Here is a 15,866-nt window from a genome sequence, read left to right on the forward strand (position 1 = left end):
ACCGTTTTTTTATTGAATGCCGATCCGGGATGCCATCAGCCCCTTCGTTTTTTTTTAACAAGAGTCAAACAGCATTATTTCCTGCGTTGATCACGCTTCGGGTAGTTATCGCTACCAGCTCCCATTTACCGGATCGGGTAAATTTAAGGGGAATCTGTTGCTCAACCATCCTGTTGCCTCCTGCATCGCGGAACAATGTTTTAAACCGGTGACAAAATACGGGGGCATTATATCCGGTACAGGCCGATATCCGGATCTGCCATAAAACATCTTTTTGAGCCAACAATTTTCTATACAGTACATTATAAAAATCCGGATGGCCCCTATCGCCTTCACAGGCTGTTTCTCCGGAAATCTTAAAGATTGAATTTTTTATTTATGAAAAGCTGCAAAATACAACTATACTGATGGCGTATTTTACGATCTTTCAAGTAAACAAAAAGCGCTTACTTCCGGATGATTTTTCCCGGCTCTTTTAGCAGGACCTTTTCTCCCTTAAAGACGGTTAGCAATGCCCCAGGTGTTTCATCGGTGCCCAGCCGGTTGATGGCTATCTCATAGCGGTACGCCTCGTTTTTGAACATAATGGTATGATTACCCCCGGTACCCTGCGCTTCAAATACACCGTTGTATAGTACCAACGCCGGCACGCTCTTTCCGCTCTTCAGGCTCCAGGATGCGTAGCGCAACTGACCTTCGGCCAACTCATCGATCCGGATCCGGAAGCGTCCGGTAATAATCTTATACAGGGGTTTCTCAAACTGTTGCAGGGAGTGTGGTAATTCCTGTTTGTCTTTTTGAATAGCTTTCGCCAGCAATATTTTTTCTTTTCCCGATTCGTAATTGATGGCCGTTATCTTTCCCGTATCATCCATCCAGAGCACACCTCTATCCAGCATCAGACCTCTCCAGCCCATGGCCGTCCAGTCCCCCGCTTTTGACCGGGCGATCTGCCGCAGCAAACCGCTATCAAAAATCATATCAAAATACCGCAGCATTCCTGCTTTACTTTTTATATCGCTCAATGGATACGTCCTTTTCAGCGGATACGCCACCAGCGAGGCCACGCGTTGCTTGTCGCCGGATTTTGCGGCCTCTACCAACCGCTGCACGTCATTTTGCTGAGCAGGGGTCATTCCATTTGTTTGGGCATTGAGCATCTGCAGCGCGGCTGTAAACAATAGTAAAAGCGTAAATACCCGTTTCATCATCGTAAGTTACAAAATAAATCAGCTAAATTTGAAAAGCCTCCATTTTTAAACAGCAAGCAATGAACCCCATCAAAAAAGAAGATATCCGCCAGGAAGTATTTGATCTTTATGATGATTATGCGCACAACCGTATCGACCGCCGCTGCTTTGTACAAAGGCTTTCGGTATATGCCATTGGCGGACTTACCGTGCCGGCGCTCATGAGTTTTTTAATGCCCGATTATACCGCCACTGCGCAAGTGACGCCGGGAGATACCCGCGTACAAACAAAATACGTACACTATAATTCACCTAAAGGTGGCGGGTCCATTAAAGCATTGCTGGCATGGCCCAAAAACCTTAAAAAGAAAACGGGCGGTATTGTAGTGGTGCATGAAAACCGGGGACTTAATCCCTATATAGAAGACGTGGCCAGAAGGGCAGCGCTGGAGGGCTTTATAGCCCTTGCACCGGATGCGCTGACACCACTTGGCGGCTATCCGGGCAATGATGACGAAGGGCGTGCCCTGCAGGCAAAACGTAACAAAGATGAGATGCTGGAAGATTTTATTGCCGCGGCAGACGATCTTAAAAACCAGGCAAACTGCAATGGAAAAGTGGGTGTAGTGGGCTTTTGCTTTGGCGGATGGATCGCTAATATGATGGCCGTGCGGATGCCCGCCCTATCGGCAGCAGTCCCCTTCTATGGCACACAGCCGTCCGAAGCAGATGTAGCCAGGATACACGCACCGCTGCAACTACACTATGCGGGCCTGGACACCCGGGTTAATGAAGGCTGGCCTGCTTACGAAGCGGCGCTCAAAAGCCATCATAAAAAGTATACGGCCTATGTATACGCCAACGCCAACCACGGGTTTCATAATAATACAACACCGCGTTATGATAAAGCAGCAGCGGAACTGGCCTGGAAGCGGACCATTGATTTTTTTAAGAAGCAGTTATAAGGGAATATTCAACTTTGATCAGCACTCGTAAACGGCCGTCAAGCCCCGCTCTACCATCTTTTGAAGGGTAGATATCCGTACATCCTTAATATTAGTTTCCTGAGCCATTGCTGGTATTGCGGACCGATTGGCTGCGGATGCGGAAACACCAACAAGTTCATTGAACCGGTTATACCTTCAGCACTCCCCGGAATCCCCTTGCCGCATAGTACGACTCGGCTCCATTGTGGTAAGTAAATACCTCATTGTAGCGACGGTCGCAAAAAAGAGCTCCACCGAGTTTTCTGATAGCTGCAGGCGTCTGGATCCAGCTGGATGTTTTAAGATCAAAGGGGCCCAGTCGCTGCAGGTCCCGGTATTGTTCTTCGCTCAGCAGTTCAATGCCCATGGCCTTTGCCACCTCCACGGCACTGTTTGCCGGTTTGTGCTCTTTTCTCGAAGCCAGCGCATCACCGTCAAAGCAAAGACTCCTGCGGCCTTTCGGGCTTTCGGGAGCACAGTCGATAAAGATATAGGCGCCTGTTTTTTTATCGTATCCCGTTACATCCGGTTCGCCGCCCGTACTTTCCATCTCATCCAACGACCACAATTTTTCGGGGTTAGCTTCCAGTTTAACCTGTACACCGGCCCATTCGATGTCCTTGTGCCGCCCCCTGTTTTTTTCGAACCGTTTTCTTAATACATCCATCAACATATCGCGTTGTGAAGCGGGCAATTGTTTTTTATGGCTCATTTCCTATTGTTTGTTTACTAATTCGTTTAGTCCTCCATCCCTTTTCCCTCCAGGATCTTTGGCATATATTTCTCTATCCGGGCTTCTCTCGTCTTTGTCTGTTTAGCCTGCGAAAAATAAAAGTCAACTTTTGGATTCATAGTAACAAAAATTGAAGAAGTGCAATAAAGTTACAAAGGCTTCATGACTTTAGGGCGGATGCCCGGTCCGCCGGCCGGAAATACCCGGATACGGGGGTAAGCACCATCAGCCGGGATGAACCCATTTGACTACGCAAATATCTTCCTGGCTACTCCAGCAAAGCAGGCCGTTCCTTAAATGTTTTCCAAAGCAACTCGCCAAACAGGGTATTGGACCAGGCAAACCATTTCCGGGTAAACTTTCCCGGATCATCTTTATGAAAAGATTCATGCATAAAACCCGTGCCGCCATGTGTTTTCTGCAAAGTGCCAATACACTGCCGGATTTCCCGGTCATCACCGGAAGTAAGCGCCTTCATGGTGATACTCATAGGCCAGATCATATCTTTACCAATATGCGGACCACCGATCCCTTCTGCCATCCTGCCCTTAAAGAAGAACGGGTTTTCTACCGACCATACATAGTTCCGCGTAGCCTTATATAACGGATCTATGGAGCGTATTGCGCCCAGGTAGGGCAGGGCCAGCAGGCTGGGTACGTTAGCATCATCCATCAGCAGGTAGCTGCCATAACCGTTTACCTCATAGGCAAACATTTTTCCATACTGCGGATGGGTAACGATCGCATATTTTTTAACAGCCGCTTCTACCTCTGCTGCCAGTTGTGCAAGCTCTCCCGCAAGCGCCGCATCTCCCGATATTTTGTTCATCATCTCCGAAGCCTGCCGGAGGCTTACCACGGCAAACAGGTTGGATGGCACCAGGTAGGCAAAAACAGTAGCATCATCACTTGGACGAAACATAGAGCAGATAAGCCCTACAGGCTTTACCGGGTAACCATACCCGCCCATCGGGATACCATCAGTGGCCCATGAGGTCTTTCGCTCAAACTTATAAGGACCATGGTCATTTTTCCGTTGCTGCTGCTTAAAGGTTTTTAGCGTAAGGGCAATACCTTGCTTCCATGCGGCATCAAAGGGCGTGGTATCGCCGGTTTCCTTCCAGAAGCGGTAGGCCAACCGGATGGGATAACAGAGCGAATCTATTTCCCACTTCCGCTCGTGGATGCCTGGCTTCATATCGGTTATATCCGTTTCCTTCCATTCGCTTACCTTGCTATCATCATTATAAAAAGCATTGGCATACGGATCCTTTAAAATAAAATGCGTTTGCTTGCGAATAACACCCGCTATAAGCCGGTGCAGGGCCTGATCCTGCCTGGTAAACTGCAGATAGGGGTATACCTGTGCCGAACTATCGCGCAGCCACATGGCATTAATATCGCCCGTAATCACATAGGTATCGGGTTTCCCATCCTTTTCCGTATAATACACCGTTGTATCCAGTGTATTGGGAAAACAGTTACTAAACAGCCATCCAAGTTCTTTGTTGGCTACTTTCGACTGAAACGTTTTTATAGCATCTTCAATAACAGCGCTTCTAAAATGTCGTTCACGCTCCCGTACGCGTACAATCGGAAAATCGTTTTTGCTTTGGCTGAAAGAAAAATGATCCAACGCCAAACCTGCACTTAACACACTGGTATGCTGAAGAAATATTTTACGGTTCATCATTGATATGCTTATAAGTGAAAAAAAATGAATGATGGCATCGTAAAGCTACTTGATTTTTCAAAAAAATCGTAAAAGCCAGGCATTCTGCATATTCAGGTAACCGCTACGGCAATCCCGAACTCAACGTTAAACAATCCAAAAACAAGTTTAACAATATTCTACATGGAGCCTGTAACGAACGAATATCTGTCAGTTATTTGTCGTAACTTTAAGCAAATCTTTTTTTATGACCAGCCATAGCCAGGACGCGATTATTGTTGTACGTACCTATAGTGATATTGCCGCAGCCATTTCTGCCAAAGAGAAACTGGAGGAAGCAGGTATCACCGCTACTATTGACGACATGGATGTGGTAGGCATGACACCTCTGGCAGGCATTGAAGTAAAAATTTTTTCCAAAGACCAGGACAAAGCCCGGCAGGTACTGGAAGGGTGAATTGCTTTGCGCACCTTGCGGTTGAAGACTCAAACGCAACGGGCGCAAGGAATACGCGGAGAACGCTATGTGCGGCCATCAAGCACCCTTACATTTTTCCTGCCCCTGCATTGATAAAAGGCCCTTCAAAACTGGTGCACCTGTGGCCGCAGTTTGCTAAAAAAACTTTGCGGGCCTTTGCGCACCTTGCGGTTTAAGACTCAAACCCCTCGAGCACCACCGGTCCCAGCAGCCCCGAGGGCAACAGCGGATCGTCCTTTTTAAAAACGATATTGGTATTGGTTCTTCGTTGCTCGGGAGGTAGCGCCGCATCGCCAATCAGCCGGTTAGGCCAGAGATTGATCACTTCAATTTTCAGCGCATTCACTCCTTTTCTTAGCGGGCCCGTTACTTCCACCCGCCAGGGCGCCGTCCATATAATACCCAGATCCACATCGTTCAGCCACACCCTGCAGATATTCTTTACCACGCCCAGGTTGAGGAATATGGAACCCGCCGGCAGCGCATCGGTAAAGGAAAACTGTTTTTGATACACCGCCTTACCGGAGTAATAACGAATGCCTGCATCGGGATGGGACGACCAATCTTTTAACGCTTCAAAAACCACGCTGGCCGGGCCTCCCCACCGGGGGTCAAACTGCAATTTCCAGGAGCCGCTAAGCTCCTGCAGTTTATGAAATTCATGAGCATGTTGCCATATATTGGGCGATGCGCTAAAAAGACCTTTTGTTGCGGCCTTCGGAAATAAAACGCATACCGACTGGAACACATCCAGGTTTAATGTTATAGCCGTACGGCCCGCCTTTTGCTGAAAGGCCGGGATCCACCGCTTTGCGGAAACAGGATCCCACAGCTCCGGCTGGCGCCCCGTCATTCGAAACAGGCATTCCGTACGCACGGCTTCTTTTTTCCTGTTGGTGATAAAATAGATTTCGGCATCCCCGGTAGTACGATGAATAAAATCGATCCACGCGTTACTGTTGGAGGTTTCAAAATCGGGCAGGCAGCGCATGCCTTCCAGCACCGCGCGTATAGACCCGGGATAAAACAATTGTCCTTTGCCAATAGTTATTCCTTTACCTGCCGCCGGCTCCTTCCATAGCGCTTTTGCAAGCTCCCGAATCTCCGCATCGCATTGGGGATAACCGGCAAGCCCGGAATCTGTTTGCGGCGGCGGTCCCATCACCCGGGCGCCCTGCTCCAAAAGCTGTTTTATCTTTTTCAAAACGGCAACGGGCATCCGGTCACTTTGCGGCAATACCAGCAGGCGGTATTGCATGCCATCCGGCAATACCAGTTTACCATCGCGTACGCCAAGCCGCTCCAGCAATACTTCTTCGTTACAAACATCATAATCATACCCCTTTCCCAATTGCGGATCGTTGTGTTTTTGCGCTACCAGATTGGGAGCAATGTCGCCGTTATAAAACAACACATCGGCTACAAAATGGCCGGCCCGCAGCAAATACTGGCTTCGGGCAACATACGAAAAGAAGGGCGCTGCAAACTCCCACCAGGTCACATTCGGGTTAAAGTGCGTGCCTGCCCCATATTCATAGCCAGGCAATCCGTCAGCAGGCCGCGTTGCCGTAGAAGTATGGATTACGATTCGGTTGATCCCTTCACAAAAAGCGCGATCCAGCGCCTGCTTCAATGACCCCGGGTAGTCCGTCCAATGCCTGAAACTGGTAAAAGCCTCTGCCGAAGCTAATTTACGGCCATAGGTATGCGCCGCCGAAGCCACCATTTTTGTCACCTTATTCTGCCCGAAGTCCAGCCGGGATACGCCATAGGATTTATCATCTGTTAAGTTTTCAGGATCTTCATGTTTGGGCGCCAGCCAAAACTCTCCAGCGGGCAAATCACTGCGCCCAAGGTTTTTTAACCCGTCCATACAGATCGTGCCGGACCGGCTGGGTCCGGCAGCTTCGTTCTGCACCAGCATACCGTGCTGATGGCAAAGCGCTGCAAAATGTCCGTAATGCTCATCGGCCATGCAGTCGGCAATGGTGCGGCGGTAATCATTCAAAAAACGATCAGAAATGGCCGCGCTGCCCATTATATAACCCGATAAAACCGGCAGGTAAGGCGTAGCATCATAGCCCCGGTAGCTGCGGAATTTTTCAAGAATTTTTGACGTCCAGTTAGGAAACCCATCTTCAAAACTATCATCACAAAAATAAGCCGGCTTTGTGCCCACTTTTGCCGCTTCGTCAATAAACATTTTTCCCAGGTGTTCAAACTGGAGGTCCACCCCTTTTTTATCAAACCAGTCAATCGATAAGCCGTCCGCCTCCGGCTGGGCAATCATCAGCTTTGAACCGGTCATCCGGTGCCCGGTGCGCACAACAGTCCAGGTACCGGGCGGTACTTCCCACTGCAGCCTTCCTGCTGTATCCATTTTGCCGGTAAGATCGATGACATGGGTAAGCCCAATAGCCTGGTCGGAGGCTTCATTCAGCCAGGGCGTTTGAACAGGGCCGGCAATCTCAAATGATTTTGCAAAATTGCTGGCATCTTTACGATTGGCTTTCGCATCCAGCAGCGCAGCGCGGCTGCCGGTTAGCTGATGTTCTTTTCCGGAAGTCTGGATGGCCACAACCGATGTATCACGGTAATCGAGTTGCGACAACGGTAGATCAATATATTCCTTATATCCCGGCGGATTAAATACCTTGTCATATCCGACCCGGTTGCCTGGCAATGGCAGGATGTCATTAAATTGCTGCGGGCCTTTGAGCTCGACTGTGGCTTGAAGATACCAGCGGCCTGCATTTTCCGGCCGGATCCAGGGGCCGCCCATACACCAGCCTGAACTGAGATTGATACCCACTTCGATATGGAGGCGTTTAGCCTCCTTCATGGCAAAACGATAAAGCTCCTTCCATTCTTCCGAAAGAAATTTTGCTCCCTGCGGAATGCGCGCGCCACCAAGCCCATCGGAGGAGTTAACCAATAACACGCCTCCCATGCCTTTAGCTTTAAACGCTTCGAGATCTCTCCGGATGCCTTCTTTATCCACCCTTCCGTTGAACCACCACCAGTAACAGGAGGATCGCACATTTTCGGGCGGACTAACAAAGTTTTTGAACAATGAATCGGCGGTACCAGCACCAGCCAGAGCATTCAGCGGCACCTGCTTTACAAACACCGTGTGAAAACCCGCCAGCCCACTAATCTTTAAAAAACTTCTTCTTTTTAGATGCATGGCGATTTTATATTATGGTTGATATATCAAACATGAATTCCCGTTTACTACGCGTTACGCGTTATTCGATGTCTTTTCCTTAAACATCCCTGTTCGTCTATTGCCATTTCCAAACGACAGATAGGGAAACTACAAGAAGTATAGCGCTTCTTAAAATAATTTGCGTTGATAAGAAAGAGCCGTTTTTTTAGTTCTCTTCCTACTTTTTCCCATCGATGAAAAAGCAGGCAAAAAATCATTCCAAAAATAGTTCTTTCCTGTCACGGCTTCGTTTCAAGGCTTAAGGAAACGACATTGATTGACTATTGGCATCTCACTGCACTTCTTCAAACGGATCGGGTGTCTGCCCTGTCCATCGATATAACCGAAGATTGCAGTATTGTTTTTTATTTTTGGCAATACCGTTTTGGGAAATATAAAAATAGCCCTTGCCCAATGCATGCATACCGGTAGCGCCCCATGGAGCAAACCAGCCGTGAATGCCGCTTTTTTCATCAAACATACCAGCGGCAGCCAGTTGCAGCACCCGGCCTTTTTCTCCATTATCAAATCCTTTTAAATCCTGTACTGCAGGGCTTTTAGAGCCATCGATTGCAAAGAGGCTGTAATTGGGAAACTGCGTTTTTTTCCCGGCATAAACCGCCGCCAGCCAATACCCGGTATGCGCATCATATTCCAGGTTTTGAATACCATAGGAAGTATTGCCGGTATATAAAAAATACTTGTTAAGCGGCTCCGCGGGACCGGTTTTATTAAAACCGCTTTGCGAGAGCGGGCGTTCGTATTGGCGTAGGTTGCCGGCGTCATATTGCAGGAGCACCTGGTAATCATTATCCGTACGGGTGGTATCGCCGTATACGCCATACGCAATGTTCAAAAAGTTCTTTCCACGTTTTTGCCCAAACTGGGGACCAAAAGCAATTCCATCGATGCCGCTGCATCCATAACGGTGATCAACCCGCTTGCCGCGGTTCATTACTGTGGCTTTATAATCCTCTGCTACTTCTTTCAAATAAACGGTATGAACGACCGGGTCCTTTTCAGCGCTCATGCCCGGCCGGGTGATTTTATCTCCATCAAAAATGGCTATGTAAAAGGAACTTTCTTTATCCTGGTTTTGACGATTACCGGAACCAAGTTCCTTTAAAATCCCTTTACCGATATTATCGTTTTTATATTCCAGCGAGGCATAGATGCGCCCATCATCGGGGTTTACATCCAGGCAGCCCAGGTGACCGATCAACCCATCCACGCTTCCGATAACATCGCCCTTTAGATTGGTTTTTACCAGGCTTGTTGTAAATGAAAAATAGGCTACCCCACGTTTGACGTCAACCACGGCGCCCTGCACATGAAAGGCGCCTTCCTCCCGGTAAATATTACGGGGCAGGTCCCGTACTGAAAACGGATCTTTTTCATCATTGGGGTGCTGACGCTGCTGAACTGTTTTACAGCTCCACAGGGTAAGAACAGTGTAGCAAAACAACCAGGTATAACGCATATTCATCATTATAAACAATCAGGGTTTCGTTAAAAATTAAAAATATGTTTTTTAAAGTGGTTTGTGGGGACACAAACCACAATCACAACCACAAACCTTCACCATGCAGCATATTCACACTACAGTTGCGTTGCATTTAATTTTTTGAGCACCAATACATTTTCATCATCCAGTTCAAAATAGGAAACCGCTGAATTTTGCATATCAAAGCGCCGGTAATTAGACAAGGGCATCCCCAGCTTTGCCGCCAGGTACAGGCGGTTAATACCATTGTGGGCTACCACCATTACCAGTTGCCCGTTGTGCCTGCGGTGCAGGTCCTCAAAAAAATCATTCACGCGGTTTACGATTTCGCCCCCGGTTTCACCCGTGCCGCCCGCCCTTGCCATTTGGGGATCCTTTATCCATGCCGCCCAAAACGTTGGATCCTCCGCATTGAATTCTTCCTTTGTTTTTCCTTCCCATAAGCCAAAATCGGCTTCTATAAGGCGTTCGTCTGTAATTACAGTTTGATTACCGGAGGCAATAGCGGCTGTTTTACGGGCCCGCTGCAAAGGCGAAGCGTACACCGCATCTACTACGACACCCTTCAAGGCTTCAGACACTTTGGCCGCCTGGGCCAGTCCTTTATCCGTAAGCCCGATATCCGTTCTGCCGCAATACCGGTTTCCATCGGCATTATAAGCCGTTTCGCCATGCCGCAATAAAATAACTCTTAACATCTTCTTGATTATTTATTCAAAGTTCGTTTTTATTCACCGCCTCGGTTTGTGTCCTCACAAACCGGAAATCACATTTTATGAATCCATATTATTGATAAACCCACGCTCCCGCATTGCTTCTAAAAACAGGCCGCACTGATCATCATATTGTTGTTTGAATGCGGCACGCGGCGTTACCCATTTTTCGGCCTGTGTCAATGCAGCCGTTGCTTCTGTAATATCCCGGAAGCAGGTTGTAGATGCTGCAACAATGGCGGCTCCTACCGCACCGGACACGTATTTCATTTTACACAACGGCTTCTGCAATATATCGCTGCGGATCTGCAGCCAGCTATCGCTGTTACTGGCTCCGCCCGCGGTATAAACAGCTTCTATATTTTCGCCCGATAAAGACCGGATCAATTCATAGGCATACCGCTCGCCAAAGGCTACTCCTTCCATATTGGCTGTGTACAACTCTTCCTTTGATACATCTTCCGGGCCAAAGCCCTGCGCCTCCGGCGCCAAAAACGGGAACCGCTCGCCCTTTTGAATCAGGGGGTAAGCTATCTTGCCCGTAGGTGTTAAAGAAGCGGCGGCCTCGTTGTAATGCTTCAACCTTTCCTTAAACCCCGCCGAAACCCAGTCGGCGCCAATATTGCCCGCACCACCGGGCATCCAGTAGCCCGCCGGATGCCGGTGGTTGTAAAGCCGGTTCAGGGGATCGGTCACTTCTTTTACAGATACACCTTTTATGACCAGCGTAGTGCCAATCGTAGTATTCCATTGCCCCGGCTTCATGGCGCCCGATGCCACCTGCGAGGCGCAGCCATCCGTAATGCCGGTTGTAACCGCCACATCTGCCGGAAGCCCCAGTGCCTGCGCCAGACCGGCACCCAGCTTTCCGATAACGGTGCCCGAGGGCTGCACCTCCTGCAGCCATTCCTTTTTGATATTTAAGACATCGCTGATATAGTTTGGCCAGGTGAGCTGCAACAGGTCATAACCCGATTTAAGCACATTGGTATAATCGGTAACATGCCACACTCCGCACAGCTTCCCCGTTATAAAATCCGCTGCATGGATCCATTGAAAAATATGCGCTGCTTTTTCCGGAAAGGTTTCTGCAAACCATACCATTTTTGCCAGTCCCGTTGAAGTGCTGAAGCCGGTAAACCCGTGTTTTTGATATTGTCTTGCCACGGCCGTACAATGTTTTGCCTGTTGCCCGGAACGTTGGTCGCTGTACATGATGGCGGGGTGCAGCGGGCGATATGCGTTATCCATGGGAATGACCGTACCCGATGTAGAATCCACGGCTATGGCCCGGATCCTTTTCCGCTGCTCCGGCAACAGCTGCCCGATGGCCTTGCTCAGGCAGGTTTGGCAAATAGCCCACCATGCATCCGGGTCCTGCTCCCTGCGCATTTCTGCCGACAATACAAATCCCTGTTCCGCCTGGGCAGCAATCATTCCCTTCATATCCAGGATAACCACCCGCAGGCCCTGGGTACCCAGGTCAATTCCTATAAAATAGGCTTCATCCATTTAAAAAATCTGCTTTAACAATTCACGATTCGCTTTCCAGCGTTCATAAAAATGAGCCTGCCGGGCATTTGCTGCCGGCTGCACCTGCTCAAACGACTCCCGCTGTTCCGTTTCAATGCCCAATGCGGCATTGCAAATCATCATACCCCCCACCACAGATGCATGGCGATAATTATCCCGGATGCGGATCTCCCTGCCGGTAAGATCTGCAATAAACTGCCGCAGCATTTTGCTCTCCATACCGCCACCGCAGGTCCAGATATAAGATTGCTCATTGGGCGACACCGAAACCAGGGTTTTATAATTTTCAGAGATGCTGCAGGCGATGTCCCACAAAGTTGCCCAAACCATACCAGCCCTCGACAGCTCATGGTTAACAGGCGTATTAAAAATAAACCCGCCTTTGATCAGGGGCTTTTTTTCATCGGCCACCAGTGATCCCAGCGAGGCTACGCATTGAAAATCTTTAACAGACCGCAGTTCAGCCTCAATTACTTCGTAGCCCTCATTGGGGTAAAATATTTTTTTCAGCCGCTGGTAATTCAGTCCTGTTACGCCGGCATTAGCTTCCACCATATAACTACCGGCATCGATATGCCTCCCCGTCCAGGTCCGTTGTTGTTGATCAAGATCGTAAGAGGCCGACAGCTTTATGATGGGTGTTGTAGTGCCGGACACGATCACCATTTCACCGGCATTTGCGCGGGTGCTGTGCACCGCCAGCTGCGTATCGGCGCCGCCAACGATCACTTTTGCGGCCGTGTCGATGGACAACGCTTCTGCAAGCGGCTGACGGATTTTTCCGAGCACCGTGCCGGAGCTGGTAAGCGGCGGCAATATGGATGATGGCAGCGAGAACAACCCGCACAAATCCTCCGACCAGGTTTTTTGCTCCACATCATACAACAAAGTTTCTGATGCCTGCGAATGTTCATAATGCTCTACACCGCAAAACATATATTCGATCCAGTCGCTGATGCTCAAAAAAGTATCCACCTGCTGCCACCATTCCCTTCTCCCTTCGCGCAACCCCACCAGTTTAAATGCCGAAAACAATGAGGTGGGATACCGGCCTGTAAGACGGTACACTTGTTCTTTATTGTTAATAATGGCTTCCCAGGCCCTCCCGCGATGATCAATATTAGGCATGCCCACAACCGGCTCACCTGCGGCATCAAGCGCCACGATACCCTCACGCTGGCTGGTGGCCGTAATGGCCAGGATGCGTACAGAACCCGCCTGTTTTAAGGCCGTTGTGGTTAACTCCAGAATCTGATTCCACAGCACCTGCGGATCAAAATAAATGGAGTCTTCATATTGCTCATCCCGTATATAAGGGATATCTTCGCGTGCTACGCCTAAAAGAACACCGCCGGTTGAAATAACCGCCGCGCGCAGGTTTCCGGTACCAAAGTCGATGATGAGATGCGCATTTGTTAAAGACATGATTGCTCCTTTTGTTTCAAGTTTTGTTTAAAGTTCAAAGTTTAATGTTTAAGGTTGGATCTGGTTTTATACTCCATGATCTATGAACCATTGACCATTGCCCATTGACTATTGACCATTAACCACTAATTTACCGAAGGCCCGCTGGATAAATGTAATGATTTGACCGGTTGCGTCTTTGCCCAGTTCAACAATTTTTCATTAAGAATGGCAACATGATGATCTTCCACTTCCTCGGTTGCGCCGGCCGTGTGCGGCGTGGCCAGTACATGCGGATGATCGATCAGCCGGTAATCGATATCATCCGGCGGCTCATGATCAAATACATCAAGGATAGCACCCCGGATGCTGTTACTTTCAATAGCCTCCAGCAATGCATTACGGTCTACCACACTAGCCCTTGCGGTATTCACAAAAATGGCCCCCGGTTTCATTTTTGAAATGAGCACTTTATCAATCATTCCAATGGTAGCAGGGTTTACCGGCAAATGAATAGAAACAACATCGCAGGTTTCAAAAACCGCCTCGAGGCTTGTTTTTTCATAAATTGGTTCCGGAGCTTCCAGGTAAGGATCATAAAACTTTATGGTACAGGGAAATGCGGCTACCAATGCAGCAATCCGCTGCCCTACGGCGCCAAAACCTACCATACCAATCGTTTTGCCGGCCAACTCGTTTCCCTTGAATTGCAAATAGGATGCATGCGCTCCTTTTTGCCAGTTGCGTTGCTTTAACCATTCCATGGCGGGCAGGGTTTTTCGCAAAAATGTGATCAGGTTGGCCACAAACAGCTCAGCCACGGCCTGCGCATTCCTTGCCGGCGTGTGCAATACTTCAATACCCAGTTCGGCGGCCGTCTTCACCGCCACATTGGAGGGCGTTCCCCGGCATACGCCAATAAACTTCAGCTGCGGGTGGTTCCGGATCACCGTTTCGGTAACCTCATCATGCTCCGTAATCAATGCATCGGCCCCGGTTTCATCCAGCAGCTGATCCAGTTCCACGGCATTAAACGCGCGTCCGTTTCCCTTCCATACCCTGTAAATCACTTTTCCAAAACAAGATTCCAGCTCCTGTCGTCCCGCTTCATTATACGGCGCTGTAATTAAAATTGTCATATATCAAATAGTTGATGTGTTCGATGTTGCCGCTGTATCTGTTTTCGGCAACGTAATAAACTTTGTAAGTAAGGCGCTGATAAAATAGAGAATCGCCAGGATCCAGATCACACCTGCATTTCCGGCGGGCCCTATAAAGAGCCGTACAATCAGCGGACCGGCAAATACCGACAAACCAGCTCCCAGGTTAAGGAAGGCCATGGCCGCTCCTTTTCCTCTTGGCACCAGTGAGGGTACCAGGGCCGATAGGGGTACATAGCCTGCCAGCAAGGCGCCCCATAGTACACCGCAGAGCAATACCATTGAGAAACTACCATCGAATAACTGGGGCGAATAATAAAAGAGCAAGGTTGTGATACCGCAGCCAACGCCTCCAAAAAGCGAAATGGTTCTGCGCCATCCAAACCGGTCGCCCACAAAACCAAATATGAGGTTAAAAATAATATTGGCCGTAAATATCGTTCCCCAGATCTTCAGCCAGTCGGCAGTGGTAAAACCATACTTTTCAAAATAGATGGGCATAAATACAGGGAATGCAAACTGGGCGGTTGTATTGATGGTACGTACAATACCACCCAAAAACACTTTGGGCTCGTTTACCGCTATTTTGATGCCTTCTGCCAGCTCGCGAAGCTTTTCCCTGGATCCCGTTTTTTTGATCCGGTCGCGGTTGATCAATAAAGCAAACAAAGCCCCCAGGGTTACCCAAAAAAGCGAGGTCCACAACGTGTTGATATGCCCCAGCCTGTCGATAGCCCAGCTGGAATAATAGGCACCAAAAACATTGAGACCACCGGTAAATACAAACCAGAACCATCCCACCGCAGTGCTCAGCTTGTTTTGCGGCGTACGATAGGTAATCCATACCAGGAAAGTGTAAGCAAACAGCGGGTATCCAAAACCGCGGATCGCATAGGTAAACAGCATCATACTAAAATCAAGATCCTTGAGCCCCAGGCCTACAAAACCAAAAGTACCGGCCACAAACAGTAAAAAACCGGCCCACATGGCTTTGCGTACGCCCATACCCTCCGCCAGTATCCCCGACAGGAAGGAGGAGATGGCCACCGTAAGGCCATATACGCTAAAGAGCGTTGCCGACTGTTCAATGGTAAGTCCGCGATCATGAATAAGATAAGGGCTCAGCCAGCCCTGTTCTACGCCATCACCCATCATAAAGATGAGGATACCCAGGTAACCCCATACGAGGTTTGGGGGAAGACCCATTTTGTCAATGAAATTTCTTTCACCATTCATTTGATTCATATAGCAATAATTTGAAACAAATTTAAATTAAATTAAACTA

At 48.8% G+C, this 15,866-nt stretch carries 14 protein-coding genes; 2 read left to right on the plus strand and 12 right to left on the minus strand.

Annotation, left to right across the window (positions count from 1 at the left end; all coding sequences use genetic code 11):
- Positions 1–64: 64 nt before the first annotated feature.
- Both GGU45_RS13465 and GGU45_RS13470 read right to left on the minus strand, forming a co-directional pair.
- Complete coding sequence (locus GGU45_RS13465) at positions 65–283, minus strand: hypothetical protein (protein WP_435225508.1); 219 nt, start codon at positions 281–283, stop codon at positions 65–67.
- Between the two features lie 163 nt (positions 284–446).
- Entirely contained in the window at positions 447–1,211 is a 765-nt protein-coding gene (locus GGU45_RS13470) for a hypothetical protein (RefSeq protein ID WP_435225509.1), read from the minus strand.
- 59 nt (positions 1,212–1,270) lie between these two features.
- On the opposite strand from GGU45_RS13470, the gene GGU45_RS13475 reads away from it, so the two are divergent.
- Complete coding sequence (locus GGU45_RS13475; RefSeq protein ID WP_435225510.1) at positions 1,271–2,155, plus strand: dienelactone hydrolase family protein; 885 nt, start codon at positions 1,271–1,273, stop codon at positions 2,153–2,155.
- Positions 2,156–2,324: 169 nt separating this feature from the next.
- Here GGU45_RS13475 and GGU45_RS13480 read toward each other — a convergent pair whose 3' ends face one another.
- The 3 genes from GGU45_RS13480 to GGU45_RS13490 all read right to left on the minus strand — a co-directional run bounded on the left by GGU45_RS13480 (position 2,325) and on the right by GGU45_RS13490 (position 4,602).
- A complete protein-coding gene (locus GGU45_RS13480) occupies positions 2,325–2,888 on the minus strand; it encodes a DUF4256 domain-containing protein (protein ID WP_435225511.1) in 564 nt (187 codons plus the stop codon).
- 26 nt (positions 2,889–2,914) lie between these two features.
- Positions 2,915–3,028, minus strand: coding sequence for a YdeI/OmpD-associated family protein (locus tag GGU45_RS13485; RefSeq protein WP_435225513.1), 114 nt, complete (start codon positions 3,026–3,028; stop codon positions 2,915–2,917).
- Between the two features lie 149 nt (positions 3,029–3,177).
- Positions 3,178–4,602 carry a glycoside hydrolase family 125 protein gene (locus tag GGU45_RS13490; RefSeq protein ID WP_435225515.1) on the minus strand — a complete coding sequence of 475 codons (1,425 nt, stop codon included), beginning with the start codon at positions 4,600–4,602 and terminating at the stop codon, positions 3,178–3,180.
- A gap of 226 nt (positions 4,603–4,828) precedes the next feature.
- Here GGU45_RS13490 and GGU45_RS13495 point away from each other — a divergent pair, with 226 nt between their 5' ends.
- The gene (locus GGU45_RS13495) at positions 4,829–5,038 is read left to right on the plus strand and encodes a hypothetical protein (protein WP_435225516.1); all 210 of its coding nucleotides are present in this window, start codon (positions 4,829–4,831) and stop codon (positions 5,036–5,038) included.
- A 193-nt stretch (positions 5,039–5,231) separates the two neighbouring features.
- On the opposite strand, the gene GGU45_RS13500 is transcribed toward GGU45_RS13495, so the two are convergent.
- From GGU45_RS13500 to GGU45_RS13530, 7 genes are all read right to left on the minus strand, one after another.
- Complete coding sequence (locus GGU45_RS13500; RefSeq protein ID WP_435225518.1) at positions 5,232–8,246, minus strand: glycosyl hydrolase; 3,015 nt, start codon at positions 8,244–8,246, stop codon at positions 5,232–5,234.
- Between the two features lie 313 nt (positions 8,247–8,559).
- Positions 8,560–9,747, minus strand: coding sequence for a hypothetical protein (locus GGU45_RS13505; protein WP_435225520.1), 1,188 nt, complete (start codon positions 9,745–9,747; stop codon positions 8,560–8,562).
- Positions 9,748–9,866: 119 nt separating this feature from the next.
- Entirely contained in the window at positions 9,867–10,469 is a 603-nt protein-coding gene (locus GGU45_RS13510; RefSeq protein WP_435225522.1) for a histidine phosphatase family protein, read from the minus strand.
- Positions 10,470–10,544: 75 nt separating this feature from the next.
- Complete coding sequence (locus GGU45_RS13515; protein WP_435225524.1) at positions 10,545–11,996, minus strand: FGGY-family carbohydrate kinase; 1,452 nt, start codon at positions 11,994–11,996, stop codon at positions 10,545–10,547.
- Complete coding sequence (locus GGU45_RS13520) at positions 11,997–13,442, minus strand: FGGY-family carbohydrate kinase (protein ID WP_435225525.1); 1,446 nt, start codon at positions 13,440–13,442, stop codon at positions 11,997–11,999.
- 125 nt (positions 13,443–13,567) lie between these two features.
- Complete coding sequence (locus tag GGU45_RS13525; protein ID WP_435225527.1) at positions 13,568–14,560, minus strand: NAD(P)-dependent oxidoreductase; 993 nt, start codon at positions 14,558–14,560, stop codon at positions 13,568–13,570.
- A gap of 3 nt (positions 14,561–14,563) precedes the next feature.
- On the minus strand, positions 14,564–15,826 hold the full coding sequence (locus tag GGU45_RS13530) for an MFS transporter (protein ID WP_435225528.1): 1,263 nt from the start codon (positions 15,824–15,826) through the stop codon (positions 14,564–14,566).
- Positions 15,827–15,866 lie beyond the last annotated feature (40 nt).

It is taken from the genome of Niabella hirudinis, from assembly GCF_051201075.1.
GTDB lineage: Bacteria > Bacteroidota > Bacteroidia > Chitinophagales > Chitinophagaceae > Niabella > Niabella hirudinis.

Excerpts from the sequence above, each read along its gene's own strand:
- GGU45_RS13470 (WP_435225509.1), bottom strand. The coding sequence starts at position 1,211 with ATGATGAAACGGGTATTTACGCTTTTACTATTGTTTACAGCCGCGCTG.
- GGU45_RS13475 (WP_435225510.1), top strand. The coding sequence starts at position 1,271 with ATGAACCCCATCAAAAAAGAAGATATCCGCCAGGAAGTATTTGATCTT.
- GGU45_RS13480 (WP_435225511.1), bottom strand. The coding sequence starts at position 2,888 with ATGAGCCATAAAAAACAATTGCCCGCTTCACAACGCGATATGTTGATG.
- GGU45_RS13485 (WP_435225513.1), bottom strand. The coding sequence starts at position 3,028 with ATGAATCCAAAAGTTGACTTTTATTTTTCGCAGGCTAAACAGACAAAG.
- GGU45_RS13490 (WP_435225515.1), bottom strand. The coding sequence starts at position 4,602 with ATGATGAACCGTAAAATATTTCTTCAGCATACCAGTGTGTTAAGTGCA.
- GGU45_RS13495 (WP_435225516.1), top strand. The coding sequence starts at position 4,829 with ATGACCAGCCATAGCCAGGACGCGATTATTGTTGTACGTACCTATAGT.
- GGU45_RS13500 (WP_435225518.1), bottom strand. The coding sequence starts at position 8,246 with ATGCATCTAAAAAGAAGAAGTTTTTTAAAGATTAGTGGGCTGGCGGGT.
- GGU45_RS13505 (WP_435225520.1), bottom strand. The coding sequence starts at position 9,747 with ATGCGTTATACCTGGTTGTTTTGCTACACTGTTCTTACCCTGTGGAGC.
- GGU45_RS13510 (WP_435225522.1), bottom strand. The coding sequence starts at position 10,469 with ATGTTAAGAGTTATTTTATTGCGGCATGGCGAAACGGCTTATAATGCC.
- GGU45_RS13515 (WP_435225524.1), bottom strand. The coding sequence starts at position 11,996 with ATGGATGAAGCCTATTTTATAGGAATTGACCTGGGTACCCAGGGCCTG.
- GGU45_RS13520 (WP_435225525.1), bottom strand. The coding sequence starts at position 13,442 with ATGTCTTTAACAAATGCGCATCTCATCATCGACTTTGGTACCGGAAAC.
- GGU45_RS13525 (WP_435225527.1), bottom strand. The coding sequence starts at position 14,560 with ATGACAATTTTAATTACAGCGCCGTATAATGAAGCGGGACGACAGGAG.
- GGU45_RS13530 (WP_435225528.1), bottom strand. The coding sequence starts at position 15,826 with ATGAATCAAATGAATGGTGAAAGAAATTTCATTGACAAAATGGGTCTT.